Below are 24872 nucleotides of genomic sequence, written 5' to 3'. Positions count from 1 at the left end.
GAAAAGGTAAATAGGCGGTAAAGAAGCTTTGCAGGCCGGCTGATACTGCATATCGTTCACGCTCCCCAAGGAAGTGATCGTTGCCATGCCTGATACACAGCTCACCCCCCGTCCTCGCAACCTGTCGCGCCAATGGCTGGTCGGCTCGCTCGCGCTGGCTGTTCTCGCCTTATTGCTGTGGTGGTTCTGGCCCAGCCCGCCGGAAGCGCCCAAGCGTGGCGGGCCTTGGCGCGATGGCGGGCCGGTGCCGGTGCGCGTGGCGACTGTCAGCCAGGGTGATTTCCCGATTGAGCTCAAGGCCCTGGGCACCGTCACTGCCTACAACACGGTGAATGTGCGTGGCCGGGTGGAGGGTGAGCTGGTCAAGCTGCTGTTCAAGGATGGCCAGCAGGTCAAGGCCGGCGACCTGCTCGCAGTGATCGATCCGCGCTCTTACGAGATCGCCCTGCAGCAAGCTCAAGGCGCGCTGCAGGAAAGCCAGGCGCAGCTGCGTAATGCCGAGCTGGATCTGGCGCGCTACCGCGGTCTGTTTGCTGAAGATTCGATTGCCAAGCAGACCCTCGACACCCAGGAAGCCCTGGTCAACCAATACCGTGGCGGGATCAAAAGCCTGCAGGCGAATGTTGCCACTGCGCGGCTGAACCTGGATTTCACCCAGGTGCGCGCGCCTATTAGCGGCCGCCTGGGCATCCGCCAGGCCGATGTCGGCAACCTGGTTAGCTCCGGCGATGCATTACCGCTGGTGGTGATTACCCAGACTCTGCCGATTGCCGTGATGTTTACCCTGCCCGAAGCCGAATTGCCGGCGGTGGTGCAGCAGCTGCGTAGCGGCGCAACCCTGGCCGTCGAGGCCTGGGACCGCAGTGAAAAGCTCAAACTGGCCGAAGGTGAGCTGGAAAGCGTCGACAACCTGATCGACACGGCCACCGGCACGGTCAAGCTCAAGGCACGCTTCGCCAACGCCGAAGAAATGCTCTTCCCCAATCAGTTCGTCAACGTGCGCCTGCGGGTGAAAACCCTGCAGAACGTCACCCTGATGCCAGCCGCCGCGCTGCAGTTCGGCGCCAGCGGCACCTTCGCCTATGTGGTGGACGCTGAAGACAAGGTGCAGCTGACGCCGATCAGCGTTGGCGCCAGCGACGGCCAGCTCAGCGTGGTCGAGCAGGGCCTCAAAGCCGGTGATCGCCTGGTGCTGGAAGGCACCGACCGTCTGCGTTCGGGCAATCCGGTCGAAGTGATCGGCGACAAACCGGTTGCCGCTCAGACGGAAGCTGATACGCCTGAGCGCAAAGGAGCGCCGCGCGTCCAATGAACGCCTCTCGCCTGTTTATCCTGCGCCCGGTCGCCACCACGCTGATCATGCTGGCGATCTTCTTGAGCGGTCTGATCGCCTACCGCTTGCTGCCGGTCTCGGCGCTGCCGGAAGTGGATTACCCGACCATCCGGGTGATGACCCTGTATCCCGGCGCCAGCCCGGATGTGATGACCAGTGCGGTCACCGCGCCGCTGGAGCGCCAGTTCGGCCAGATGGCCGGGCTAAAACAGATGTCTTCGACCAGCTCGGGCGGCGCCTCGGTAATTACCCTGCGCTTTAACCTGGAGGTGAAGCTGGATGTCGCCGAACAGGAAGTGCAGGCGGCGATCAATGGCGCGAGCAACCTGCTGCCCAGCGATCTGCCCGCACCGCCGGTGTACAACAAGGTCAACCCGGCCGACACCCCGGTACTGACCCTGGCCATCAGCTCGAAAACCATGCCGCTGCCGCAGGTGTTCGACCTGGTCGATACCCGCCTGGCGCAGAAGCTTGCGCAAACCAGCGGCGTCGGTCTGGTCACCCTGGCCGGCGGGCAACGCCCGGCGGTGCGTTTGCGGGTCAACCCGGAAGCGCTGGCTTCTTATGGCTTGAACCTCAGCGATGTACGCACGCTGATCACCGCCAGCAACGTCAATCAGCCCAAGGGCAACTTCGACGGCCCGACCCGGGTGTCGCAGCTGGATGCCAACGACCAGCTGAAATCCGTCGACGAATACCGCGAGCTGATTCTCGGCTACCAGAACGGCGCCACGCTGCGCCTTAAAGATGTCGCCGAGATCATCGATGGCGCGGAAAACCAGCGCCTGGCCGCCTGGGCCAATCGCAACGAAGCGGTACTGGTCAATGTGCAGCGCCAACCCGGTGCCAACGTGATTGATGTGGTCGACAGTATTCAGACCCTGCTGCCCAACCTGACTCAGGGGCTGCCGGCCAGCGTCGAGGTCAGCGTGCTGACCGACCGCACCGAAACCATCCGCGCCGCGGTCAAGGGTGTGCAGCATGAGCTATTGCTGGCCATCGCCCTGGTCGTGCTGGTGACCTTCCTGTTTCTGCGCAAGGTTTCAGCGACCATCATCCCGTCCATCGTCGTGCCGCTGTCGCTGATCGGCACCTTCGGCGTGATGTACCTGGCCGGTTTCACCATCAACAACCTGACGCTGATGGCGCTGACCATCGCCACTGGCTTTGTGGTGGACGATGCCATCGTCATGCTGGAGAACATCACCCGTCATCTGGAGGAGGGCGAAACGCCGCTAAATGCGGCGCTGAAAGGCGCGCGGCAGATCGGCTTTACCCTGGTGTCGCTGACCATCTCGCTGATCGCCGTGCTGATTCCGCTGCTGTTTATGGCCGACGTGGTCGGGCGGCTGTTCCGCGAATTCGCCATCACCCTGGCGGTAGCCATTCTGATTTCCCTGGTGGTGTCGCTGACCCTGACGCCAATGATGTGCGCACGCCTGCTCAAGGCGGAAAAGCCCGAGGAAGAAGGGCGTTTCTACCGCGCCGCCGGGGCGGTAATCGACGGCATGATCGCCCGTTACGGCGTGTGGCTGACCTGGGTGCTCAAGCATCAGCCGCTGACCCTGCTGGTGGCCATCGGCACGATGGCGCTGACCGTAGTGCTGTACCTGGCCGTGCCCAAGGGCTTTTTCCCGGTGCAGGACACCGGGGTGATCCAGGGCATTTCCGAGGCGCCGCAGTCGATTTCCTTCCGCGCCATGAGCGAGCGCCAGCAACGCCTGGCCGAAGTCATTCTGCAGGACCCGGCCGTGGCCAGCCTGTCGTCCTACATCGGCGTGGACGGTGACAACCCGACGCTGAACAGCGGCCGCCTGTTAATCAACCTGACGCCACGGGCCGAGCGCGATGTCAGCGCCAGCCAAATCATCGAGCGGCTGCGCCCGGAACTGGCGCGGATTCCCGGAATCGAGCTGTACCTGCAGCCGGTGCAGGACCTGTCCATCGAGGATCGGGTCAGCCGCACGCAGTTCCAGTTCAGCATGGAGTCGCCGGATATCAGCCTGCTCGAAGAGTGGGTGCCCAAGCTGGTCAGTGCGTTGCGCGAGCAGCCGGAGCTGACTGACGTGGCCAGCGACCTGCAGAACCGCGGCCTGCAGGTGTTTCTGCAGATCGACCGCGATATGGCCGGGCGCCTTGGCGTAAGCATTGCCGATATCGACAACGCGCTGTACGACGCCTTCGGCCAGCGGCAGATTTCCACCATATACACCCAGGCCAGCCAGTACCGCGTGGTGCTGGAAAGCGAGAACGCCGGCAGCATCGGCCCAGCGGCGCTGCGGCAGATACACGTCAAGGCCGCCGATGGCCAGCAGGTCGCACTGTCGACCCTGGCCCAGGTCGAGGAGCGCGCCGCCAGCCTGTTGATCAACCACATCGGTCAATTCCCGGCCGCCACCCTGTCATTCAACCTGGCCAGCGGCGTATCGCTGGGCGAGGCGGTGGCGGTGATCGAACGGGTCGAACAGGAGATCGGCATTCCGTCGGCGGTGCAGAGCCGCTTCCAGGGCGCGGCTGAAGCCTTCCGCGCCTCCTTGTCGAGCACCCTGCTGCTGATTCTGGCGGCCATCGTCACCATGTACATCGTGCTTGGCGTGCTCTACGAGAGCTATATCCACCCGATCACCATTCTCTCCACCTTGCCCTCGGCCGGGGTCGGCGCGCTGCTGGCCTTGCTGCTCAGCGGAAACGAGCTGGGGTTGATTGCGATCATCGGCATCATCTTGCTGATTGGCATCGTCAAGAAGAACGCCATCATGATGATCGACTTCGCCCTCGACGCCGAACGCAACCAGGGCATGCAGCCGGAAGCGGCGATTTACCAGGCGGCGCTGCTGCGCTTTCGGCCGATTCTGATGACCACCCTGGCCGCGCTGTTTGGCGCGATCCCGCTGATGCTGGCGACTGGCTCCGGGGCTGAACTGCGCCAGCCGCTGGGCCTGGTGATGGTTGGTGGGCTGCTGCTGAGCCAAGTGCTGACGCTGTTTACCACGCCAGTGATCTACCTGTACTTCGACCGCCTGTCGCGGCGGGTCAGCGGCCGTAGCGCGGCCGGGCTTGTGGTTAACCCATGAACCTCTCCGGCCCCTTTATCCGCCGGCCGGTGGCCACGCTGCTGCTGAGCCTGGCGATTCTGCTGCTCGGCGGCGTCAGCTTCGGTCTGCTGCCGGTAGCGCCGCTGCCGCAAATGGATTTCCCTACGATCACCGTGCAGGCCAGCCTGCCGGGGGCCAGCCCGCAGATCATGGCGTCCAGCGTGGCCACGCCGCTGGAGCGTTCGCTCGGCACCATCGCCGGCATCAGCCAGATGAACAGCCGCAGCAGTCAGGGCAACACGCGGATCATGATCCAGTTCGACCTGGACCGAGACATCAACGCCGCCGCCCGCGAGGTGCAGGCGGCGATCAATGCCTCACGCGAGCTGCTGCCCAGCGGTATGCGCAGCATGCCGACCTACGCCAAGGTCAACCCGTCGCAGGCGCCGATCATGGTGCTGTCGCTTACCAGCGATGTACTCAACAAGGGCCAGCTGTACGACGTGGCCTCGACCATCCTGGCGCAGAAACTCGCCCAGGTAACCGGCGTCGGCGAAGTGCAGATTGGCGGCAGCTCCTTGCCCGCCGTGCGAGTGGCCCTGGAGCCGCGCCTGCTCGATCAGTACGGCATCGCCCTGGATGAAGTGCGCCAAAGCATCAGCGCAGCCAACGCCAAGCGGCCGAAAGGCGCGGTGGAAGATGCCGAGCGGCACTGGCAGGTGCAGGCCAGTGATCAACTGGAAAAAGCCGCCGATTACCTGCCGCTGATCATTCGCTACCAGGACGGCGCGGCCGTGCGCCTGGGCGATGTGGCGAGCGTTACCGATGGCGTCGAGGACCGCTACAACAGCGGCTTCTTCAACGATGAGCAGGCGGTGCTGCTGGTAATCAACCGCCAGACCGGGGCCAATATCATCGAAACCATCGCCGGTATTCGCGAGCAACTGCCGGCTCTGCGTGCGGTGATTCCCGCCAGCATCGAGCTGGAAGTGGCGATGGACCGTTCGCCGGTGATTCGCGCCACCCTGCATGAGGCCGAGCAAACTCTGCTGATCGCCGTGGTGCTGGTGATTCTGGTGGTGTTCGCCTTCCTCGGCCGTTGGCGCGCGGCGCTGATTCCGGCCTTGGCCGTACCGGTGTCGCTGGTCGGCACCTTTGCGGTGATGTACCTGCTGGATTTCTCCCTGAACAACCTGTCGCTGATGGCGCTGATTATCGCCACCGGCCTGGTGGTGGACGATGCCATCGTCGTCTTGGAAAACATTTCGCGGCATATCGAGGCCGGTGAAACGCCCATGGCGGCGGCGTTCAAGGGCGCGCGCGAGGTGGGCTTCACCTTGCTGGCGATGAACCTGTCGCTGGTCGCGGTGTTTATCTCGATCCTGTTTATGGGCGGCATCGTCGAGCGGCTATTCCGCGAGTTTTCCATCACCTTGGCCGTGGCCATCGTGATTTCCCTACTGGTGTCGCTGACCCTGACGCCGATGCTCTGCGCACGCTGGCTCAAGGCCGAAACCGCCGAGCATAAGCCCAGTGCCATGCAGCGTTGGGGTGGGGCCGTGCAGACGCGTGTGCTGGCGTTTTACGCGCGCGGTTTGGACTGGGCACTGAAGCACTCCTTGCTGATGCTGTTTAGCCTGCTGGCGACCATCGCGCTGAATATCTTTCTGTTTGTCAGCGTGCCGAAAACCTTTATGCCGCAGCAGGACACCGGCCAGCTGATCGGCATGATCCGTGGCGATGACGGCCTGTCGTTTCAGGTGATGCAGCCGAAGATGGAAATCTTCCGCCGCGCGGTGCTGGCCGATCCTGCGGTGGACAGCGTGGCCGGGTTTATCGGCGGCAATGGCGGGATCAATAACGCCTTTATGATCGTGCGCCTCAAGCCGGTCGCCGAACGCAAGGTCAGCTCCCAGGAGGTGATCAACCGCCTGCGCCAGTCGGTGCCAAAAGTGCCGGGCGGACGGATGTTCCTGATGCCCGATCAGGATCTGCAGATCGGCGGGCGGGAAGGGCGTAGCTCGGAAAACGAGTACATGCTGCTATCCGGCGATCTCGACGAATTGCGCAAGTGGCTGCCACCGGTGCGCGAAGCACTGCGCGCCTTGCCGGAACTGACTGATATCGACGCCAAGGAAGCCGAAGGCACCCAGCAGATCCGCCTGGTGGTCGACCGCGACATGGCCAAGCGCCTGGGTGTGGACATGAACATGATCACCGCGGTGCTGAATAACGCCTTTAGCCAGCGTCAGGTGTCGACTATCTACGACAGCCTGAATCAGTACAGCGTGGTGATGGAGATCAACCCGCAGTTTGCCCAGTACCCGGAAACCCTCGACCAGATTCAGCTGATCACCGCCGAGGGCGCGCGGGTGCCGTTATCCAGTTTCGCCCGCTGGGAGCGCAGCCTGGAAGAAGACCGCGTGCATCACCAGGGCCAGTTCGCCGCAGAAAACATCGGCTTCGCCCTGGCCGAAGGGGTCAGCCTGGATCAGGCCAGCGAGGCGATCAACAACGCGGTTGCTCGGGTCGGTTTACCCACCGAGGTGCAGGGCATGCTCGGCGGCACCGGCGGTGCCTTCCAGCAGACCCAGCAGAACCAGCCGTGGATGATCCTGCTGGCGTTGGTGGTGGTGTATATCGTCCTCGGCGTGCTGTACGAGAGCTATATCCACCCGCTGACCATTCTCTCCACCTTGCCCTCGGCTGGGGTCGGCGCGCTGCTGGCGCTGCAGCTGATGAGCATCGAATTCAGCCTGATCTCGCTGCTCGGTCTGTTCCTGCTGATCGGCATCGTCAAGAAGAACGCCATTCTGATGATCGACCTGGCGCTGCAGCTGGAACGCCAGCAGCACCTGAGCCCGGAGGAGTCGATCCGCCAGGCCTGCCTGCTGCGCTTCAGGCCGATCATGATGACCACCCTGGCGGCGATTCTCGGCGCGCTGCCGCTGATGCTCAGTAGCGCCGAAGGCGCAGAAATGCGCCAGCCGCTGGGCATCACCATTGTCGGCGGGTTGGTGCTGAGCCAGCTGCTGACCCTCTACACCACGCCGGTGATCTACCTGTATTTCGACCGCCTGCGCCACCGGGTCAACCGCTGGCGCGGTGTGCGCACTGACGCTGCTCTGGAAACCCCGTTATGACTCTGCTGCCCACACACGTAGGAACGAGCCGTGCTCGCGAAACCTTTTCTGTTGCCAAGCCATTCGCGGGCATGGCCCGCTCCTACATGGGGCTGCTTACACTCAGCTTATTGTTAGGCGGCTGCGCCATCGGCCCGGATTATCAGCGCCCGCAGTTGCAAACCCCGGCGCAGTTCAAACAGATCGAAGGCTGGACCCAGGCCAAGCCCGGCGACGTGCTGGAGCGCGGCAGCTGGTGGCAGTTGTATGGCGATGCTGAGCTGAATGCTTTGGTCGAGCGGTTGAATATCTCCAACCAGAACCTGGCCGCCAGCGAGGCGCAATATCGCCAGGCTCGCGCTTTGGTGCGCGGTGCACGAGCGGCGTTCTACCCGAGCCTGTCGAGTAGCTCCGGGGCCAGCCGCAGCGGGCAGGGCACAGGGAGCCAGAGCACGTCCAGCGGCACCAGCTCCAACAACAGCGGCGTGTCCACCAGCTATGACCTCAGTCTGAATGCCGCCTGGGAACTGGATATCTGGGGCAAGCTGCGCCGCTCGCTGGAATCCAGTCGCGCCGGTTTCGAGGCTAGCGCCGCAGACCTGGCTGCGTTAAAGCTCAGCCTGCAGGCAGAACTGGTGCAGAACTACCTGCAACTGCGCGTGCTGGACGATCAGCAGCGTCTTCTCGATGCCACAGTCGCGGCCTACGCTCGCTCGCTGAAACTCACCGAGAACCAGTACAACGCCGGCATCGTGCCGAAATCCGACGTCAGCCAGGCGCTGACCCAGCTGAAAAGCACCCAGGCCCAGGCCATCGATTTGAAATGGCAGCGCGCCCAGCTGGAACATGCGATTGCTGTGCTGATCGGCGTACCGCCCAGCGAGCTCAGCATCGTCGTGCGTGAGCAATTGCCCGCGCTGCCGGAAATCCCTGTGGCATTGCCATCGCAACTGCTGGAGCGCCGCCCGGATGTGGCTGCTGCGGAGCGCCGGGTGATAGCCGCCAACGCCGAGATCGGCGTAGCAGAAGCCGCTTGGTATCCGGATCTGACCATCTCCGCCAGCGGCGGTTACCGCGGCAGCAGCTTTGCCGACTGGATCGATCTGCCCAACCGCTTCTGGTCGCTCGGCCCGCAGCTGGCACTGACTCTGTTCGATGGCGGCGCGCGCAGCGCCGAGCTGGAACGCAGCGAAGCGGCCTACGACCAGACCGTGGCGCAATACCGCCAAGCGGTGCTCGACAGCTTCCGTGAGGTGGAGGACTACCTGGTGCAACTGCGCGTACTGCAGCAGGAAGCCGTGATCCAGCAGGAAGCGCTGGACGCCGCCCGTGAATCCCTGCGCCTGATCGAAAACCAGTACCGCGCCGGCACCGTGGACTTCAACAGCGTGGTCAACGTGCAGGCCACGGCGCTGAACAACGAACGCAGCAATCTCAGCCTGCTGGGCAGCCGTTTGACCGCCAGCGTGCAACTGATCGCTGCGCTGGGTGGTGGTTGGCAGGGTGATTTAGAGGTGCAAGAGCAAAAGCAAGAAGACCGCTAAACAAGCCAAGCGTCAGTACGGACTACCGCCGTATTGACGCTCAAGGCTCAGGGAGTGCTATTCGCGGTTTTTGCGGTTAACCGTTTGCGCGGCTTTGAGGATGTCTGCACCGATGTCGGCTTCAAACTGCTGCCAAACCGGTTGCATAGCGGCGCGCCAGGCGGCGCGTTGTTCGTCGCTGAGGCTGATGATCTGGCTGCTGCCCGACGCCTCGATACGCTGACGATCAGCGCGATTGGCGGCCTCGGATTGGCGGTTCACCTCAAAACTCACTTCATCAATGATGGCTTCCAGCTCACTGCGGATATGGTGAGGAATGGAAAACCAGAAACGCTGGTTACTGACCAGCATGTAGTCGAGCGCACCGTGGTTGGTCTCGGTGATAAACGGCTGCAGGGTGTGCAACTGCTTGGTGTAGATGTTTGACCAGGCATTTTCGGTGCCTTGCACCTTGCCGCTCTGCAGCGCGTCGAAGACTTCGGCAAAAGGCATGGCCAGTGGCGTCGCACCGATCTGATAGAACTGCGCTTCCAGCACGCTGGAGGGCTGAATACGGAACTTCAAACCCGCTGCATCGCTGGGCACGTGCAGCGCTTTGGTTGCCGAGAGCTGCTTCATGCCGTTATGCCAATACGCCAGACCAATGATGTTATGCGCCTCCATGGAACGCAGCAATTGGCGGCCCTTGGCGCGTTTCTGGAAGCGCGTTACGGCTTCCAGATCATCGAACAGGAAGGGCAGGTCGAAGACTTGCAGTTGTTTGGTGTATTTCTCGAACTTGGCCAGCGACGGCGCCAGCAATTGCACCTCATTGTTAGCCAAAGCCTGCAATTCGTTGTCATCGCCAAATAGGCTGGATGTCGGGTAAACCTCGACGTTGACCTTGCCTGCCAGGCGTTGATCGACCAGCTGTTTGAACAGCAGTGCGCCCTGGCCCTTGGGCGTGTGCTCATCGGCGACATGGGCAAACTTGATCAGGATGGGCTCCTGTTCTTGAGCGTTGCAGAGGTTGAATGCACTGAACAGCAGGGTGCCAACGGCTATAACAGCAATCGACTTGAACATAGGTGAGTCCTTGGTTGAGGCAGGCGAGCAGTCTTGAATAGTCGGGGTTTAAACCCAGGTTAAAGCGTAGCGGCTTTTTGCCGGCATCCCTGGTGATCAACCAGGGATGGGCGAGGGGCTAGTTAGAGCGGCGCGCAGGTTACTGCACTTGGTGAGGGCGTGGAGTGCGATGGCGCACGTCTTAACGCTTGTTGCGGTTAACCGTTTGCGCGGCCTTCATCACGTCAGCCCCAATCACGCTTTCGAACTGTTGCCACACCGGCTGCATGGCTTTGCGCCAAGCGTCGCGTTGTTCGTCGCTGAGGGCGATCACCTGGGTGCCGCTGGCAGCGGCGATGCGGTCGCGGTCGGCCTGGTTGGCTGCTTCGGCCTGGCGGTTCACCTCGTAGGTCACCTCATCGATGATGCCTTCCAGCTCCATACGGATCTGATGCGGGATGGCGTACCAGAAGCGTGGGTTGCTCACCAGCATGTAGTCGAGCACGCCGTGGTTGGTCTCGGTGATAAACGGCTGCACGCTGTGCAGTTGCTTGCTGTAGATGTTCGACCAGGGATTTTCAGCGCCCTGCACCTTGCCGCTTTTCAGCGCGTCGAAGACTTCGGCAAATGGCATGACCAAAGGCGTGGCGCCAAGCTGGTTGAACTGCGCTTCAAGCACCGAGGAAGGCTGGATACGGAACTTCAAACCGGCTGCGTCGCCCGGTACCAGTAGCGCCTTGGTGGCCGAAAGCTGCTTCATGCCGTTGTGCCAATAGGCCAGGCCGACGATGTTGTGGTCTTCCATGGAGCGCAGCAGCTGGCGGCCTTTGGCGCGCTTCTGGAAGCGGTTGACAGCATCCAGGTCATCGAACAGAAACGGCAGATCGAACACCTGCAGCTGCTTGGTGTATTTCTCGAACTTGGCCAGCGACGGTGCCAGCAGTTGCACTTCGTTTTTAGCCAACGCGTCGAGTTCGTTGGCATCGCCATACAGCGTGGAGTTGGGGTACACCTCGACTATTACCTTGTTGCCCAGGCGTTCCTCGGCCAGCTTCTTGAACAGCAGTGCGCCTTGGCCTTTGGGGGTGTTGTCTGCAACCACGTGGGCAAACTTGATCACGATTGGCCCCTTGTCGGTTGCCGCGTGAAGCGTGGTAGACGCCAGCAGCAGGCTGCCAGCGACAATAGCGCAGATCGACTTGAACATAGCGGTGTTCCTATTCTTCTTATGTTGTTGTGTTGACGGCGTGCCAGGGTACGTTTCAGCAGGCTGGCTGGTGCGGGCTGTCAGGTTGGCGCGGCAGCACGCTAGGTTGCCGTGCGCAGTGCACCGGCTATATCGCAATGCCTATGCCAGAGTGGCAAAACGGCTGCAGGGCTTGAGCGGCCACAAAGTGGCCGTGATCGAACGCACAGCCGCTGGCGAGAAATCGCCATTTATGCGCAAAAATCGGCAAAAAACCGCTTATTGAGGGCGTGGGTGGCGTTTTACCGCCACCTGCGGGGGAAGTGCTATCGGCGGATCAGCGACGTGCGGCGCGCCAGGCCGTAAACAGACACAAAGCCAAGAGTAGGGCGACGCTGAGCAGGGTCCAGTGGGTAAACGACAGACCGAGGATGCTGTAGTCGTTCTGCCCGCACACGCCGGCGCTCATAAATACGCTGGGCAGCCAGTCATGCAGTGGCAGGTAGAAGGCATAGAAGGGGAAGGGCGAGCAACTGGAGCTTTCCAGCACGCCGGTTTCGATCAGCACCAGGTGCGTGTTGTCATACACTGCCATACCCGCAGCGGCCAGTAGTAACGGCCAGAGCGGCAAGGTCAGCCAACGCAGGCCGAGGGCTTCTGCGGCCAGAATCAACAGACTGACAACGCCACCACAGAGCAGCCACAGGCGAATCTGAATACACAGGGTGCAAGGCTCCCAACCGGCCAAATGCTGCAGCAGCAAGGCACCGCCGAGCATGGCAAAGCAGGCGAGAGCAATCAGGGCGAGCAGAGGCTTGATTGAGGTGGCGCGGGACATCTGAATCTCCGGTAGAGGCGTTCGCATTGACTGAGGCAGATACTCTGCCGAGGCATCAGATGCTCGGCGCGAATTTAAGTTGCAGGCCTGTTTGAGCGATCCAGATACAGGGCTAGCAGCGCAAGGATGATCGCCAGCGAATAGGCAAACAAGCCCAGATTGATGCCCAGGATCATTTTTTCCGAACCATCGGACAACACCATCGAGCCGCCATAGCTGCCGCGCAAGGCATAGGCCAGGAGAAAGCCGCCGGTGACGAAGAATGTCATCAGGCTGCTCAGGCGCAGGTTGGCTCTAAACCACACCAGCCAGAACGAGAACGCGCCAATCGCGCAATTGGTCGCCAGCTGCCAGACCTCATGCAAACGCGCATGGGCCTCCCAGCTTGGGTTAAACACATGCGAGTCGTTCAGCTCGAAAATCGGCACCACCACGGCATAAAACACGATGCCAAGGGTCACCAGCAGTTTGCCAAGCATGGATAACGCTCCCTGTAGAAAGCCATTGGATTTGCGCGAGCATAACGGCGCACCAGGCGTTGAGCAAAAGCCCAGAAGTTTGAAAGCCAAAAGTGCATAGCGGGCAGCATTTCCGCTGGCTAAGGTCTGTCGCACACCCCGGACAAAGGAGCTTGGCGATGAACCCATCCACTGATGCAGCGCCCATTGCGTTGCGCGTTCGCGGCATAGCCAGTGCCGAGGCCATGCATATCTGGCAGGGCGGGCTGGATGCCAACGGCCAGTTACCCGTGCAACGGCCGGCTGAAGGCCTGGCCAATCCCTGCAGACACTGCTTGAACCTGATTACCCCCGGCGCCACCAAACTGGTGTTGGCTTACCGGCCCTTTGCGGCGCTGCAACCCTATGCCGAAACTGGACCGATCTTTCTGCATCAGCAACCCTGTGAACGGTATGAACAGGCGACATTGCCTGCCTGGTTTGCGTTTCTGGAACCGGCGATTGTGCGTGGCTACGGCAGTGACGACTGGATTCGTTACGACACCGGCCAGGTGGTGTCAGGCAAAGAGTTAACAGCGGTCTGTCAGCAGATTCTTCGCGACCCCAGCGTGGCCTACGTGCATATCCGCTCCAAGTTCAACTGCTTCCAGTGCCGGGTCGAGCGGGCAAGCGAGGGCTAGATTTAACGGGCACCGAAGCGTTCACGGTAGCGCGATGGCGGCACACCCACGCTGCCGCGAAACGCCACGCGAAAACTTTCTACCGAACGATAGCCGCACATTTCGGCGATTTGCTCGCTGCTCAGGGTGGTGCTTTCCAGCAGTTCCCTGGCCCGGGCCAGGCGCTCATGCTGGAGCCAGGACTTCGGCGGCAATCCCGTGGCCTCGCTGAAGTGCCGCAGAAAAGTCCGCTCGCTCATCGCTGCTCGACTGGCCAACTGCCCAACATCCAGCGGCTCATGCAGGCGTTCACGGGCCCACTGCATAACGCCCGACAAGTCATTGCGTGGCGTGCGGCTGACCGGTGCCGGAATAAATTGCACCTGCCCGCCGCTGCGTTGTGGTGGGGTTACCAGGCGGCGCGCCACGCTATTGGCCACCTGCGCACCAAAGTCGCGGGCCACCAGGTGCAGGCAGGCATCTATTCCTGCGGCGCTGCCGGCGGAGGTAATCAGCTGGCCGGAGTCGACATAGAGCACATCCGGATCGACCGTAATGCTCGGATAACGGCTTGCCAGCTCATCGGTGTAGCGCCAATGGGTGGTGGCGCCCAGGCCGTTGAGCAAACCACTGGCCGCCAGGACGAAGACGCCGGAGCAGATCGACACGATTCGCGCGCCACCGGCATGGGCCTGATGCAGCGCTTCAAGCAATTGTTCGGGTGGTGGCTCGGTGCGGCTGCGCCAGCCGGGAATGATGATGGTGTGTGCGCTTTTCAGCTGCTCCAAACCGCCATCCGCGAGAACCTGGATGCCGCCCATGGCCCGCATCGGCCCCTGATCGACGGCCACGATACGGTGCTCGTACCAGGGGAAATCGAACTCGGGGCGCGGCAGACCGAATACCTCCACCGCGATACCGAATTCAAAGGTGCACAGGCCGTCATAGGCCAGAATTGCGACCAAACCAGGAACCTGATGCATTGGCGTAAAACTACCAGTAAGTGTCTTGTGCGCCACTGTAGCGGCAACTTTGCTGAAGTTACAGTGCCTCGCACCACCACTCACCAATGGAGTAAGACCATGCCAAGCCTGGTTCGTGAAACACCCGCCGCGCCATCCGCGATTGCCATGATGCATTTCAGCAACCGCCTGACCTTTGAAACCGACTGCTCCGATGTGCATGCCAGCCAGCAGGCCGGCGAGGTCGATTTCGTGCTGGTTGATGCGCGCGGTCCCAACGCGTTCGCCTCGGGTCATATACCGGGAGCGATCAATATCGCACACCGCTTGATCACTGCCGACTTTATGCAGCAGTACAGCAAGAACAGCCTGTTTGTGGTGTATTGCGCCGGGCCGCACTGCAACGGCGCCAACCGTGCGGCGCTGAAACTTGCGGCGCTGGGCTACCCAGTCAAGGAAATGATCGGCGGCATCAGCGGCTGGCTGGATGAAGGGTTCAGTCTGAACACGGCTTTACCGGAACCGTCCAATCGAGCTGTGGCATGCGAATGCTGAGTTCGGCCCTGTGCATCCGCGACGCCACTGTCGCGGACCTTCCTCAGGTGTTGACGCTGATGCAGGCACTGGCGCGCTTTGAGGGGTATATCGAGGCCTTCGCAGTAGATATCGAGGCACTGCGCTCACGGGCGTTTGGCCCTGACGCGCAGTGCCATATCCAGGTCGCCGAAGCTGCCGGCATGGTGCAGGGCTACGCAGTGACCTTGCCGATTGCCTTTACCTACGATTTGCGGCCAACCCTGGTGCTGAAAGAACTCTACGTCAATCCCGCTTACCGCTCGGCTGGCGTCGGTGCGCAGTTACTCAAGGCTATCGCAGGCCGGGCGCTGACCGACGGGGCAGGGCGCTTGCGCTGGGATGTGCTGGCCGGCAATAACCGCGCCGAGCAGTTCTATCAGCGTCATGGCGGCAAAGCAGTCGAGAAATGGCGTGCTTACGAGATGGATGCAAACAGCCTGCATCGGCTGGCGAGCGGCTAGTGGCGTGCCCATTGATCTAGCGCTCAGCGTTTAAGCAACGAAGAGTCCAACTGATTGAAGCACTGCACGATGCGCTCATGGCTGACATCGGCGAATTCCTTTTGCGTCAGGCTCACCAGCACGCTCGGTTTTACGCGGCCGGAGCGCAGTTGACGCTGCATATAAGCCAGCACTTCGGCGTCGCTGGCGGCTGCTGTTTGGCGGGTCTCTTCCACGGTTCAAGCGCTCATTTGGGGTGATTTAACGCGGTGTTTTTCGGCGCGAATAGGGCGCAGACACCCGCCACTTTATCAGCTGTTTTACGGCGATGACTCTATAGTCACTGAGTCATATACCCTGACTACTATAAAGGTCATACCCAAATCCTATTGGCTCGTTCGCAGTCCAGCTACCAAGCTGAGTCCACCCCGTTAGGTAAAAACAACAGGAGAGAGACATGTCAAACGATGCGAAATGCCCGTTCTCGGGTGCTGCCGGAACCAACAGTGTGGCTGGCGGCGCACCGAAGAACGCCGACTGGTGGCCTAACCAACTCAGCCTGAAAATTCTCCATCAACATTCCTCCAAGTCCGACCCCATGGGTGCGGGCTTCAACTACGCCGATGAATTCAAGACTCTTGATCTGCATGCCGTTATCAAAGACCTCACGGCATTGATGACCGACTCGCAAGACTGGTGGCCAGCCGACTGGGGGCATTACGGCGGCCTGATGATTCGTATGGCCTGGCATGCTGCAGGCACTTATCGCATCCACGATGGCCGTGGCGGTGCGAGCACCGGTAACCAGCGGTTTGCGCCGCTTAACAGCTGGCCGGATAACGGCAACCTGGACAAGGCCCGTCGCCTGCTCTGGCCGATCAAGCAGAAGTACGGCCGCAAGCTGTCCTGGGCTGACCTGTTCGTTCTGGCCGGTAACGTTGCCTTGGAGTCCATGGGCTTCAAAACCTTCGGCTTTGCCGGCGGCCGCCCGGACATCTGGGAGCCGGAAGAAGACACCTACTGGGGTTCGGAAACCGAGTGGCTGGCCACCAGCGACAAACCACACAGCCGTTACACCGGCAATCGCGAGTTGGAAAACCCGCTGGCCGCCGTGCAGATGGGCCTGATTTACGTCAACCCGGAAGGCCCGGACGGCAACCCTGATCCGCTGGCATCGGGCCGCGATGTGCGCGAAACCTTTGCCCGCATGGCCATGAATGATGAAGAAACCGTGGCCCTGGTAGCCGGCGGTCACACCTTCGGTAAAGCCCACGGCGCGGGTGACCCATCACTGGTCGGCCCTGAGCCCGAAGCCGCACCGCTTGAAGAACAGGGCCTGGGCTGGATCAACAAGCTTGGCACTGGCAAAGGCGTGCACACCACCACCAGCGGTATCGAAGGCGCCTGGAAGCCCAACCCCACCACCTGGGATAACGGCTATTTCGACATGCTGTTCGGCTACGAGTGGGAACTGAGCAAGAGCCCGGCCGGTGCCCACCAGTGGACGCCGAAGAACGTCAAACCTGAGCACTTGATCCCAGATGCTCACGACCCGGCGAAGAAACACCCGCCGATGATGACCACCGCCGATATGTCGCTGCGTATGGACCCGGCCTACGAGAAGATTTCCCGCCACTTCCACCAGAACCCGCAAGCGTTTGCCGATGCATTCGCCCGCGCCTGGTTCAAGCTGACCCACCGTGACATGGGCCCGCGTGCCCGTTACCTCGGCCCGCTGGTACCTGCCGAAGTGCTGATCTGGCAAGACCCGGTTCCGGCCGTCGACCATGCCCTGGTGGATGCGCAGGACATCGCCAGCCTCAAGGCCAAGGTGCTGGCATCCGGCCTGTCGATTGCGCAACTGGTCAACACGGCCTGGGCATCGGCCTCCACCTACCGTGGCAGCGACAAACGTGGTGGTGCCAACGGCGCGCGTATTCGTCTGGCGCCGCAAAAGGACTGGGAAGTTAACCAGCCGGCCGAACTGGCCAAGGTGCTGGCAGCGTTGGAAGCCATCCAGAAGGACTTCAACGCCTCGGCCGCCGGCGGCAAGAAAATCTCCCTGGCCGACCTGATTGTTCTCGCCGGCTCCGCAGCGGTGGAAGCCGCGGCGAAGAAGGGCGGCGTGGATGCAGTGGTGCCGTTCGCCCCAGGCCGTACCGACGCTTCGCAGGATCAGACCGATGTCGAATCCTTCGCGGTGCTGGAGCCCAAGGCCGATGGCTTCCGTAACTACGCCCGCAAGGGTTACGAAAACGTTGCGGCCGAGTTGCTGGTCGATAAGGCGCAGCTGCTGGAACTGACGTCGCCGGAGATGACCGTGCTGATCGGCGGTCTGCGCGCACTGAATGCCCATGCCGGTAAAGCCCAGCATGGGGTGTTCAGCAAGCGCCCGGAAACCCTGAGCAATGACTTCTTCGTCAACCTGCTCGACATGGGCACCAAGTGGCAGAAGTCTGCCAGCGAAGGTGTGCTGGAAGGCCGCGACCGTAAAACTGGCGACCTGAAATGGACCGCCACCCAGGTTGACCTGGTGTTCGGCTCCAACTCGCAGCTGCGCGCTCAGGCTGAGGTTTATGCCACCAGCGATGCACCCGCGAAGTTTGTGCAGGACTTCGTCGCCGCCTGGACCAAAGTGATGAACCTGGATCGCTTTGATCTCAAGTGATCCGCATAGAGGCCTAGCCGGCCTCAATTGAAACCACTTCGCCCCTCCATGGTCATTCATGGCGGGGCGAAGTTTTTATAAGTGTCTGATTAAGCTTGAATTCAGCCAGCGCCGTTAACTTAGCCTGACTTTCTAAATGCTATTGGAGCCACCTGATGTCGAACCTCGCCTGCGTACCGCTCAAACAGCTGCCGGCCGCCTTTGCATTCTGCGCCGCACTGTTCGCCACCGGCACGATGGCCAACCAGCCGCAGATTTACGGCCTGCACGAGAAGGTTTCGCTGCATGAACTGGCCCTGGAGCTGCCCGCCAAGCTCGATACCGGTGCCGAGACCGCCTCGCTCAGCGCCAAGAACATTGAAATGTTCAAGCGTAATGGCGGCGAATGGGTGCGTTTCCAGCTGGGTATGCAAGACGCCAAGCAAGCGCAGATCATCGAAAGGCCGCTGGCGCGCATGAGCTATATCAAACGCCGCGCCGATGACCGCAAACCCGGCGACAAACAGCTGTATACCGCCCGCCCTGTGATCGCGATGGACATCTGCGTGGGTGATGAACTGAAGAACATCGAGGTCAACCTGACCGACCGCAGCGCCTTTGAATTCCCGCTGCTGATCGGCTCATCGGCCCTGAAAGAATTCAACGCCGCAGTCAGCCCCGGCGTGCGTTACTCGGCTGGGCAGCCGAGTTGCACCCAGACCAGCTGATTGAGCATTGCCAACGCTCCAGTGGGCTTATGTCGCCCTGAAACTCCAGACTATTTCCACCACGCGCACAGCCAGGATCAGGTAAAGCAGAAACAGGATGAGCTGCAGCACCACGTGATGGCGCAATTTGGCCAGGCGCCGCAGGGCGTCGCTGATATTCAGTAGCAGCAGAAGCGCCGATACGATGATCAACCCCCAACCTGCCAGGGTTGAGCCCCAGAGCCCCATAAAGATCTGATGGTTGCCATGCAACGCGTCAGTGCCGGCGGCAAACAGCAGCGCGCAGACCAGCAGGTTTTTGATGTTGTCGAAGATCTTGGCGCTTAAGTCTGCATCCAGCAGCGCCAGGTACTTGCTCCAGAGCTTGCGCATAGACGGCACCTGATTAGCAGCAGTACAGCGATTAATGACTGGCGTTACGCGGCCTGGGCCAGAACAGGCTGGCCATGCACAAGGCATACAGAACCGCGAACAGCACATAGGCAATTCGCGTGGAAAACAGCTCTGGCGTTTCGCCGGGCAATGGCGAAACGCCCAGACCAAAGAGAATCAGAAAGGTCGTCAGCCCGCCGCCAAACACCTTGCCCGTCACCGCGCCCATAACAGCTCGGCCGGCAAACAGCAGGCTCACCGTCAGCAGGATTAGGATGACCCACAAGAGGCTGGGCCGCAGTTCGCTCACGGTAAATGCCAGGGATGCGACAACCCCGCCCAGCAGGTTGATGACGATCAGCGCGGCAGCGGTTCGGCTGCTCATCCCCAGCTCGAACTGGCTGAGCAACGAGGCCACGGTAATCGGTATGACCATCGCCGTGGCCAGGCGCGAGTCGATCAAGCACAGTGCAACCATGCCCAGCAGGATGGCGCCACTGACCATGGCCTGGCGCGTCACGTAGCCCAGCTCCGTGCGCGGCAAAGGCGCAGGGGCTACCGGCGCGGGGCCGAGATCCGGGAATACTGCATGAGCGCCCCAGGCAAGCAGCAGGCCGATGCTGACCGCCTTGGCCAGAACCAAGACAATCGACTCGCCGAGGTCACGCTGGAGGATGTCGAGCAGCGGCACCACAATCGCAATCACCAGCATCAACGCCGGCCCCGCGCCACCCACCTGGCGACCCTGGGCGAAAAAGCAGCTGAAGTAGCACAGCCAGAGCAACGGCAGCAGCACCAACGGCCGCTCACCGAGCAGGCCGGTGAGGAAGATCAGCAGCGCGCCCACCATAAAGATCAGCAATACAGTGCCCAGCCCCTGACGTAAACCGGGCGGGTTGTAGCTGGCCAGCAGAAACTGAGTGGCAAATAGCGGTGCGAGAAAGGGCAGCACACTGTCGTTGACCAAGCCCAGGCTGAATCCCAGCGTTACTGCCAGAGCCACACGCAAGCCTTGACGCTTGGCGCGCGCCAGATCGATTGACGGGGAGGGGGCCGCCAAGGCCTCAGTTGACATAGGTCAGCAGCGCCACAAGCCGCGCGGTGATTACGCCAAACATATTCGCCAGCGGGTTATCGCCGGTGTAAATCACCACCGTAACCTGTGAGCCATAGCGCAGGCCTTTCGGATAAGGCTCCATCACCACCAGGCGCACGGGGAAGCGTTGCGGGTCACGTACCCAGCCGCTCTGGTTGCGTACCGAGGGCAGGGCAGAAGAGCTGCTGCCTTCTGTTGCAACGCCCCAGCCGACGCTCTCGACCCGCGCATTGAAAATACGCCCAGGCAACACGTCGAACACCAGCTCGGCCGTATCATCGGCCTGCACGTGCTCCAGGCTGTTTTCTTTAAAGGCCGCGGAAATCCATACAGTGCCGGTGTCGATAAAGGTCAGCGCGGGCTGGCCGGCGCTGACCACCTGGCCAACGGCGAGCTGCAGATTGGTGATCACCCCGTCGGCTGGCGCGGTAATTTCCGTACGCACCAGATCAAGCCGGGCCTTTTCCAGCTGCGCGAGGGCCTGCTTGAACTGCGGGTTAGCCGTACCGGTTGGCCCCAGTTCCTGACGTGCGCGTTGCAAATCGGCCTGCGCCTTGACCACGGCAGCTTCGGCGGAGTTCAGCGACGCGGTGGCTTCATCCAAACGCGCCCGCGCATAAACGCCGCGTTCAACCAGCTGCATTACCCGGCGCGCTTGCTCGCGCACATTGTCACGCTGGGCGCGGGCGGAAACGAGCTGAGCCTGGGCCGCATCCACCGATGCGGTGTTGGCCCCCAACGCCTGGCCTGTTTGCTCAAGGCGCGCCTCGGCTTCGGCAATGGCGATCTTGTAAGGCTGCGGATCAATGCGAAACAGCAGCTGCCCAGCCTCCACCCGCGCATTGTCGAGCACCGCGATTTCCACCACGCGGCCACCCACCTCGGATGCCATCTGCACCACATAACCCTGCACCACCGCCTGCGAGGTAGACGGGGTGCTGCGCTCCATCAGGATGGACAGCACAAACAGCGCGGCGGCAACTGACACCACGATCAACGCAATACGTCGCAGCGGGTTGGCTGGCGGCGCGGATTTATCGACGGCCACCGGCGTCTCGTCCGGTGGCGTGCTGTCAGGCTGCTCTAGTGCTTCAGACATAAGGGTTCCCGTAAGGCAGATGGAGCAAGCACCAAGGTTGACTCGGCAGTGCGGGGTAGATCACGCAGCGTCGGGGCTGCTAACCCGTGCGGTGCGAATAAACAGCGCACGCAGCTTCTCCCAGAAATTGCCGCCCAAAACAAAGAAGCTGCCAATCAGCATGGCATCGCCGAGCATCTGCAGTGCCCAGTTATTAGGCCGCAGACCGGGCGCGATAGCGTCGATATAGGGTTCAAGAAAGGAAGAAATCAGTGGCAGGCAGAACATCACCAAGCCAATGCGATGGCGCATCGGGCTGATCTCATCCTCAGTGCTCGGCACCATCGAAGACATATAGCCGTAGATATGCTGCTTCAGCTCCTGGAAACCCGCCTTGCCCATGATGGCGATAACCAGCAGCAAGAGAATCTTGTTAAGGATAAACAGCGCCCCCGAAAGCGCCGCCACCTTAGACCCCGGCACATCCGCCGCCGCTGCCAGCGGCACCAGAAGCCACAAAGCCGGAATCAAACAGATAATCGCGATACCCAACTTAAACCGCCAATGGGCGGACTTGGGCTGGGCTGTGTTCAGCTCTGTACTCATATGCACGTACCGTCCCTTGCGATTATTGTTTTGGGGTTTTAAAAAACGGCAAAACCATCAGCTAAATATCTAGCACAAAACCAGCGCGGCGCAGCTTTATCAGCCCATGCCTGCTCGACGCCCGCACACGGCTGGCTTGGTGAGCATTTTTTAGGGAGGCTTGTTTTTAACGTGAAAAACCGAGGCTTGGCATTGGGCTGGCGCTACTGAGGAATTGATCGAGAGCTGCTAGACAGTGCGGCGGCAAAGACGTAGGTTCTGGCTGGTTTATGGGGTGTCGCTTTCTTGAAAGCCATGTGGTGCCTTTAGGTTGGAGACTAATACAGATCATGTTTTTATTACTTAGCCACAATGGCAATTAATTGTGAGCCAGCTGTTTAGTTGCGGGTAAAAATAACCAGCGAGTAATTTTTGTGAGTATAAGAAAGAACATATTTCTGTCGTACTCTTGGTCCGACATGGAAATTGCAGATCAAATCGAAAAAGACCTAACTGCACTGCAGCTAAACATAACTCGCGACGTACGGGACCTTGAATACAAAAGCAGCATATCTGGCTTTATGGAGTCGATAAGGGAAGCTGACTTTGCAGTTATTTTGATTAGCGATGGTTATTTGCGCTCAAAAAACTGCATGAGAGAAGTTCTGCACTTGCTAAAAGATAGGGATTATGAAAATAAAATCCTACCTGTAATAGTCAGGGGCACTAGTATTTATTCAGTCGCAGACCGGCTTGCATATACAAGGCACTGGCTTCAAGAGCAGGAAAAGATTAAATATCTGATAGATGCCTTGCCGCCGACCTCAATAATCAGCGAGCTTAATGAGCTAAGATCAGTTGAGAGTATTGCATCTTGCATCAATGAGTTTTTGGCTTATATAAGTGACAGGAAGAATCTGACTTTTGATGAGCTTAAGAAGGAAAGCTATGCGTCGATTATAACCTGTCTGGGCGGGTTAAATATTACGCATCTAGTTGGATTATTAAGAATTTCGTTCATTGAGGATATTGATGAAAAAGAAATTGCTCTAGACCAATGGCTGGAAGAAAACGAACCTATATCAGATGCCTACTCAATAAGGGCCGGTATCGCTTCGCGCCGAGGAAACATCAAAAAAGCGGAAATTAATTATGAGAAGTCGCTAGAGCTAAATGGCGATAATGCATACGCCCTAAACAACTATGGGTACATGCTCTATTGTCGGAAAACGCAGCTAGAGAAAGCAAGGGGTCTGTTTGAAAGGGCAGTTAGCATAATGCCAAATCTAACTGAGGCGAGACTTAATCTGGGAGTGCTGCTGACTAATTATTTTGATGATTATGAAGGCGCGAAAGAGCAATATGAAACAATAATTTCTTACAATCCAGCAGAGTCAAAGGCGTACGCAAATTTAACCAATTACTATAAATCGTACAAAAAAGACAGCAAGGAGTCGCGAGAAAAAATATGCGAACTTTACGAGAAGGCCTTGGTGTTAAATCCGGATTATCTCGAGGCGCATTTTGCGTATGGAAGTTACTGTTCCGAGCTTTTAGGTGAGCATAATAAAGCAATTAGCCACTATGATGAAATGATTCGAATAGACCCTGAATCGGCAGAATTAGTTACTGCTTTGAAGCAAAGAGTGCAATTGGTCATAGAAAGGAACTGTGCTAAAAAACAATCACGAAACGACCTTTGCGCTTGTGGAAGTGGGAAAAAATATAAAAAATGCCACGGGGCCTAGATTTCAGCTAGCAGCATTTAAAGCAGTTCACTGTAGTCCAACCTTAACCCGTAACGGCACAAAACAGGTCGTACCAAGCCAAGGAGTGGTGATATCTATGCATTCAATTCAATGTCAATGCGGTGCTGTTAGAGGGGAACTCGACAGTATTGGCGTCAGTAATCGTATTATCTGCTATTGCACCGATTGCCGGGCGTTCGCACACTTTCTTGGTAAAGCGCCTTTTGTGCTGGATAAACAAGGCGGAACCGAGATCGTCCAAGTAGCTCAGAGCTATCTGCGATTCTGCCAAGGCGAAGATCTTTTGGCGGCAGTCCGCCTTACTGAAAAAGGTATGCTCCGCTGGTATGCCACATGCTGTACATCGCCTATTGGTAATACGATGGCCAGCCGTAAAGTGTCATTTATAGGTCTTATCCATACTTGCCTTGATCGCCAGCAAATGGACAAAGACTTTGGCACCAAGGTTGCTGTGTTAAACACTGACACCGCACTGGGTAAACCGAAGCCAACTCAGCACGGGCTCTTGGGTGTTATAGCTCGTTTTATCTGGATCGTAGCCAAAAGCTGTATCAGCGGACAGTACAAGAAATCGCCTCTGTTCAATTCCTCAGGTCTGCCTCGTGTCAGCCCAAAAACACTAGAATCTGACGAATTAGAGATTTTGAAAAGTGCCGTATAGCAAGCGATTCAGACTACTTACTGGGATCTCATCCATTAATCAAACGCTAAGCCATTACATGGAAGTATTAAATGAACGCACCCCAAAACTCAATTCTTCAAGGCTCACTGGAAAGTGCATATTTCTGGGATAGTCACTCAGCAAGAACAAAATACAACAAACAATCTGCTCTGGATTTTTACATTGCAGTTGCGAAGAGCACTCCTTCTTGGGTGGTTCAGCTGATGAGCTTGAGGAATTGGGTTGTCTCTAAGCTTGGTCTTAAAGATCTGGGAGGAATAAATGAGTTTAACCATGGGGAGTCCAGTGAAACCTACAAGATTGGAGATGTAGTCGGGATATTTAAGCTTGCAGAAAATCTTGAGAATGAAGTGATTCTGGAAGATCGCGATAAGCATTTGGATGTACGGGTTTCGTTCTTAGTTGAGCCTGATGGCGAGTATGCAGTTGTTCATGTCACCACAGTGGTGCATGTGAATAATGTACTCGGAAAAATTTACATGTTCTTTGTCGCCCCCCCTGCACAGAGTAATTGTTCCTAGTTCATTAAAAATACTTGCCGCAGGCATTGCGGACGGTTCAAAGCGCTAGCAAGTGCTAAGGATGGTCTGAAGTAGCCATGTATTTCCCCGGCATACCACCTAGCGCAACTTTTAAACTCGCCAAATGATCAAAAAACAATCAATTCGACGAGTATTTCTTACGTTTTCGCCACCCGGACCCCACTCCGGTGGCCATT

22 protein-coding genes are annotated in these 24872 nt (G+C 59.2%); 12 read left to right on the top strand and 10 right to left on the bottom strand.

What is annotated here, in order from left to right; genetic code table 11:
* The first annotated feature begins 85 nt into the window (after positions 1 to 85).
* The 4 genes from Q8O69_RS09315 to Q8O69_RS09300 all read left to right on the top strand — a co-directional run bounded on the left by Q8O69_RS09315 (position 86) and on the right by Q8O69_RS09300 (position 9034).
* Positions 86 to 1312 (top strand): MdtA/MuxA family multidrug efflux RND transporter periplasmic adaptor subunit, encoded by a 1227-nt coding sequence (locus tag Q8O69_RS09315; RefSeq protein ID WP_305591514.1) that lies wholly within the window; start codon positions 86 to 88, stop codon positions 1310 to 1312.
* The gene (locus tag Q8O69_RS09310) at positions 1309 to 4407 is read left to right on the top strand and encodes an MdtB/MuxB family multidrug efflux RND transporter permease subunit (RefSeq protein ID WP_305591512.1); all 3099 of its coding nucleotides are present in this window, start codon (positions 1309 to 1311) and stop codon (positions 4405 to 4407) included. Before Q8O69_RS09315 ends, Q8O69_RS09310 begins: the two co-directional genes overlap by 4 nt.
* Positions 4404 to 7511, top strand: a complete 3108-nt coding sequence (locus Q8O69_RS09305) for a multidrug efflux RND transporter permease subunit (RefSeq protein ID WP_305591510.1) — start codon at positions 4404 to 4406, stop codon at positions 7509 to 7511. Before Q8O69_RS09310 ends, Q8O69_RS09305 begins: the two co-directional genes overlap by 4 nt.
* Before the next feature lie 71 nt (positions 7512 to 7582).
* A complete protein-coding gene (locus Q8O69_RS09300; protein ID WP_305591508.1) occupies positions 7583 to 9034 on the top strand; it encodes an efflux transporter outer membrane subunit in 1452 nt (483 codons plus the stop codon).
* A gap of 57 nt (positions 9035 to 9091) precedes the next feature.
* On the opposite strand, the gene Q8O69_RS09295 is transcribed toward Q8O69_RS09300, so the two are convergent.
* From Q8O69_RS09295 to Q8O69_RS09280, 4 genes are all read right to left on the bottom strand, one after another.
* Positions 9092 to 10099: a DctP family TRAP transporter solute-binding subunit gene (locus tag Q8O69_RS09295; RefSeq protein WP_275962685.1), complete on the bottom strand. Its 1008-nt coding sequence runs from the start codon at positions 10097 to 10099 to the stop codon at positions 9092 to 9094.
* Between the two features lie 181 nt (positions 10100 to 10280).
* Positions 10281 to 11285 carry a TRAP transporter substrate-binding protein gene (locus Q8O69_RS09290; protein WP_305591505.1) on the bottom strand — a complete coding sequence of 335 codons (1005 nt, stop codon included), beginning with the start codon at positions 11283 to 11285 and terminating at the stop codon, positions 10281 to 10283.
* Positions 11286 to 11601: 316 nt separating this feature from the next.
* A complete protein-coding gene (locus Q8O69_RS09285; protein WP_305591503.1) occupies positions 11602 to 12102 on the bottom strand; it encodes a disulfide bond formation protein B in 501 nt (166 codons plus the stop codon).
* A 74-nt stretch (positions 12103 to 12176) separates the two neighbouring features.
* Entirely contained in the window at positions 12177 to 12581 is a 405-nt protein-coding gene (locus tag Q8O69_RS09280) for a hypothetical protein (RefSeq protein WP_305591501.1), read from the bottom strand.
* A gap of 158 nt (positions 12582 to 12739) precedes the next feature.
* Here Q8O69_RS09280 and Q8O69_RS09275 point away from each other — a divergent pair, with 158 nt between their 5' ends.
* Complete coding sequence (locus Q8O69_RS09275; RefSeq protein ID WP_305591499.1) at positions 12740 to 13240, top strand: DUF1203 domain-containing protein; 501 nt, start codon at positions 12740 to 12742, stop codon at positions 13238 to 13240.
* 2 nt (positions 13241 to 13242) lie between these two features.
* Here Q8O69_RS09275 and ftrA read toward each other — a convergent pair whose 3' ends face one another.
* Positions 13243 to 14202, bottom strand: coding sequence for a transcriptional regulator FtrA (gene ftrA, locus Q8O69_RS09270; RefSeq protein WP_305591497.1), 960 nt, complete (start codon positions 14200 to 14202; stop codon positions 13243 to 13245).
* A 99-nt stretch (positions 14203 to 14301) separates the two neighbouring features.
* Here ftrA and Q8O69_RS09265 point away from each other — a divergent pair, with 99 nt between their 5' ends.
* Together Q8O69_RS09265 and Q8O69_RS09260 are read left to right on the top strand one after the other, a co-directional pair.
* Positions 14302 to 14736, top strand: coding sequence for a rhodanese-like domain-containing protein (locus Q8O69_RS09265; RefSeq protein ID WP_305591495.1), 435 nt, complete (start codon positions 14302 to 14304; stop codon positions 14734 to 14736).
* Positions 14724 to 15218, top strand: coding sequence for a GNAT family N-acetyltransferase (locus tag Q8O69_RS09260; protein ID WP_305591493.1), 495 nt, complete (start codon positions 14724 to 14726; stop codon positions 15216 to 15218). Before Q8O69_RS09265 ends, Q8O69_RS09260 begins: the two co-directional genes overlap by 13 nt.
* A gap of 23 nt (positions 15219 to 15241) precedes the next feature.
* Here Q8O69_RS09260 and Q8O69_RS09255 read toward each other — a convergent pair whose 3' ends face one another.
* Positions 15242 to 15433 (bottom strand): hypothetical protein, encoded by a 192-nt coding sequence (locus tag Q8O69_RS09255; protein WP_305591491.1) that lies wholly within the window; start codon positions 15431 to 15433, stop codon positions 15242 to 15244.
* 221 nt (positions 15434 to 15654) lie between these two features.
* On the opposite strand from Q8O69_RS09255, the gene katG reads away from it, so the two are divergent.
* A complete protein-coding gene (gene katG, locus Q8O69_RS09250; protein ID WP_305591489.1) occupies positions 15655 to 17865 on the top strand; it encodes a catalase/peroxidase HPI in 2211 nt (736 codons plus the stop codon).
* A 155-nt stretch (positions 17866 to 18020) separates the two neighbouring features.
* A complete protein-coding gene (locus Q8O69_RS09245; RefSeq protein ID WP_371136081.1) occupies positions 18021 to 18572 on the top strand; it encodes an ATP-dependent zinc protease in 552 nt (183 codons plus the stop codon).
* Between the two features lie 27 nt (positions 18573 to 18599).
* Here the strand turns inward: Q8O69_RS09245 and Q8O69_RS09240 are convergent, their stop codons facing one another.
* The 4 genes from Q8O69_RS09240 to Q8O69_RS09225 are packed head-to-tail and all read right to left on the bottom strand — an operon-like array spanning position 18600 to position 21724.
* Positions 18600 to 18944 (bottom strand): hypothetical protein, encoded by a 345-nt coding sequence (locus Q8O69_RS09240; protein WP_305591487.1) that lies wholly within the window; start codon positions 18942 to 18944, stop codon positions 18600 to 18602.
* A 31-nt stretch (positions 18945 to 18975) separates the two neighbouring features.
* The gene (locus Q8O69_RS09235; protein ID WP_305591485.1) at positions 18976 to 20004 is read right to left on the bottom strand and encodes a DUF2955 domain-containing protein; all 1029 of its coding nucleotides are present in this window, start codon (positions 20002 to 20004) and stop codon (positions 18976 to 18978) included.
* Positions 20005 to 20008: 4 nt separating this feature from the next.
* Positions 20009 to 21139 carry an HlyD family secretion protein gene (locus Q8O69_RS09230; RefSeq protein WP_305591483.1) on the bottom strand — a complete coding sequence of 377 codons (1131 nt, stop codon included), beginning with the start codon at positions 21137 to 21139 and terminating at the stop codon, positions 20009 to 20011.
* A 60-nt stretch (positions 21140 to 21199) separates the two neighbouring features.
* The gene (locus tag Q8O69_RS09225) at positions 21200 to 21724 is read right to left on the bottom strand and encodes a transporter suffix domain-containing protein (protein ID WP_304869175.1); all 525 of its coding nucleotides are present in this window, start codon (positions 21722 to 21724) and stop codon (positions 21200 to 21202) included.
* A 413-nt stretch (positions 21725 to 22137) separates the two neighbouring features.
* Here Q8O69_RS09225 and Q8O69_RS09220 point away from each other — a divergent pair, with 413 nt between their 5' ends.
* The 3 genes from Q8O69_RS09220 to Q8O69_RS09210 all read left to right on the top strand — a co-directional run bounded on the left by Q8O69_RS09220 (position 22138) and on the right by Q8O69_RS09210 (position 24675).
* Complete coding sequence (locus tag Q8O69_RS09220; RefSeq protein WP_305591481.1) at positions 22138 to 23451, top strand: TIR domain-containing protein; 1314 nt, start codon at positions 22138 to 22140, stop codon at positions 23449 to 23451.
* A 97-nt stretch (positions 23452 to 23548) separates the two neighbouring features.
* Positions 23549 to 24133 carry a DUF6151 family protein gene (locus Q8O69_RS09215; RefSeq protein ID WP_305591479.1) on the top strand — a complete coding sequence of 195 codons (585 nt, stop codon included), beginning with the start codon at positions 23549 to 23551 and terminating at the stop codon, positions 24131 to 24133.
* Between the two features lie 71 nt (positions 24134 to 24204).
* Positions 24205 to 24675: a DUF2867 domain-containing protein gene (locus Q8O69_RS09210; protein ID WP_305591477.1), complete on the top strand. Its 471-nt coding sequence runs from the start codon at positions 24205 to 24207 to the stop codon at positions 24673 to 24675.
* Positions 24676 to 24872: the final 197 nt, after the last annotated feature.

Source organism: Pseudomonas sp. (assembly GCF_030690725.1).
Classification (GTDB): Bacteria; Pseudomonadota; Gammaproteobacteria; order Pseudomonadales; family Pseudomonadaceae; genus Aquipseudomonas.
The sequence above is the reverse complement of the archived record's forward strand: the minus strand, read 5'-3'. Positions and strand labels throughout refer to the sequence as shown.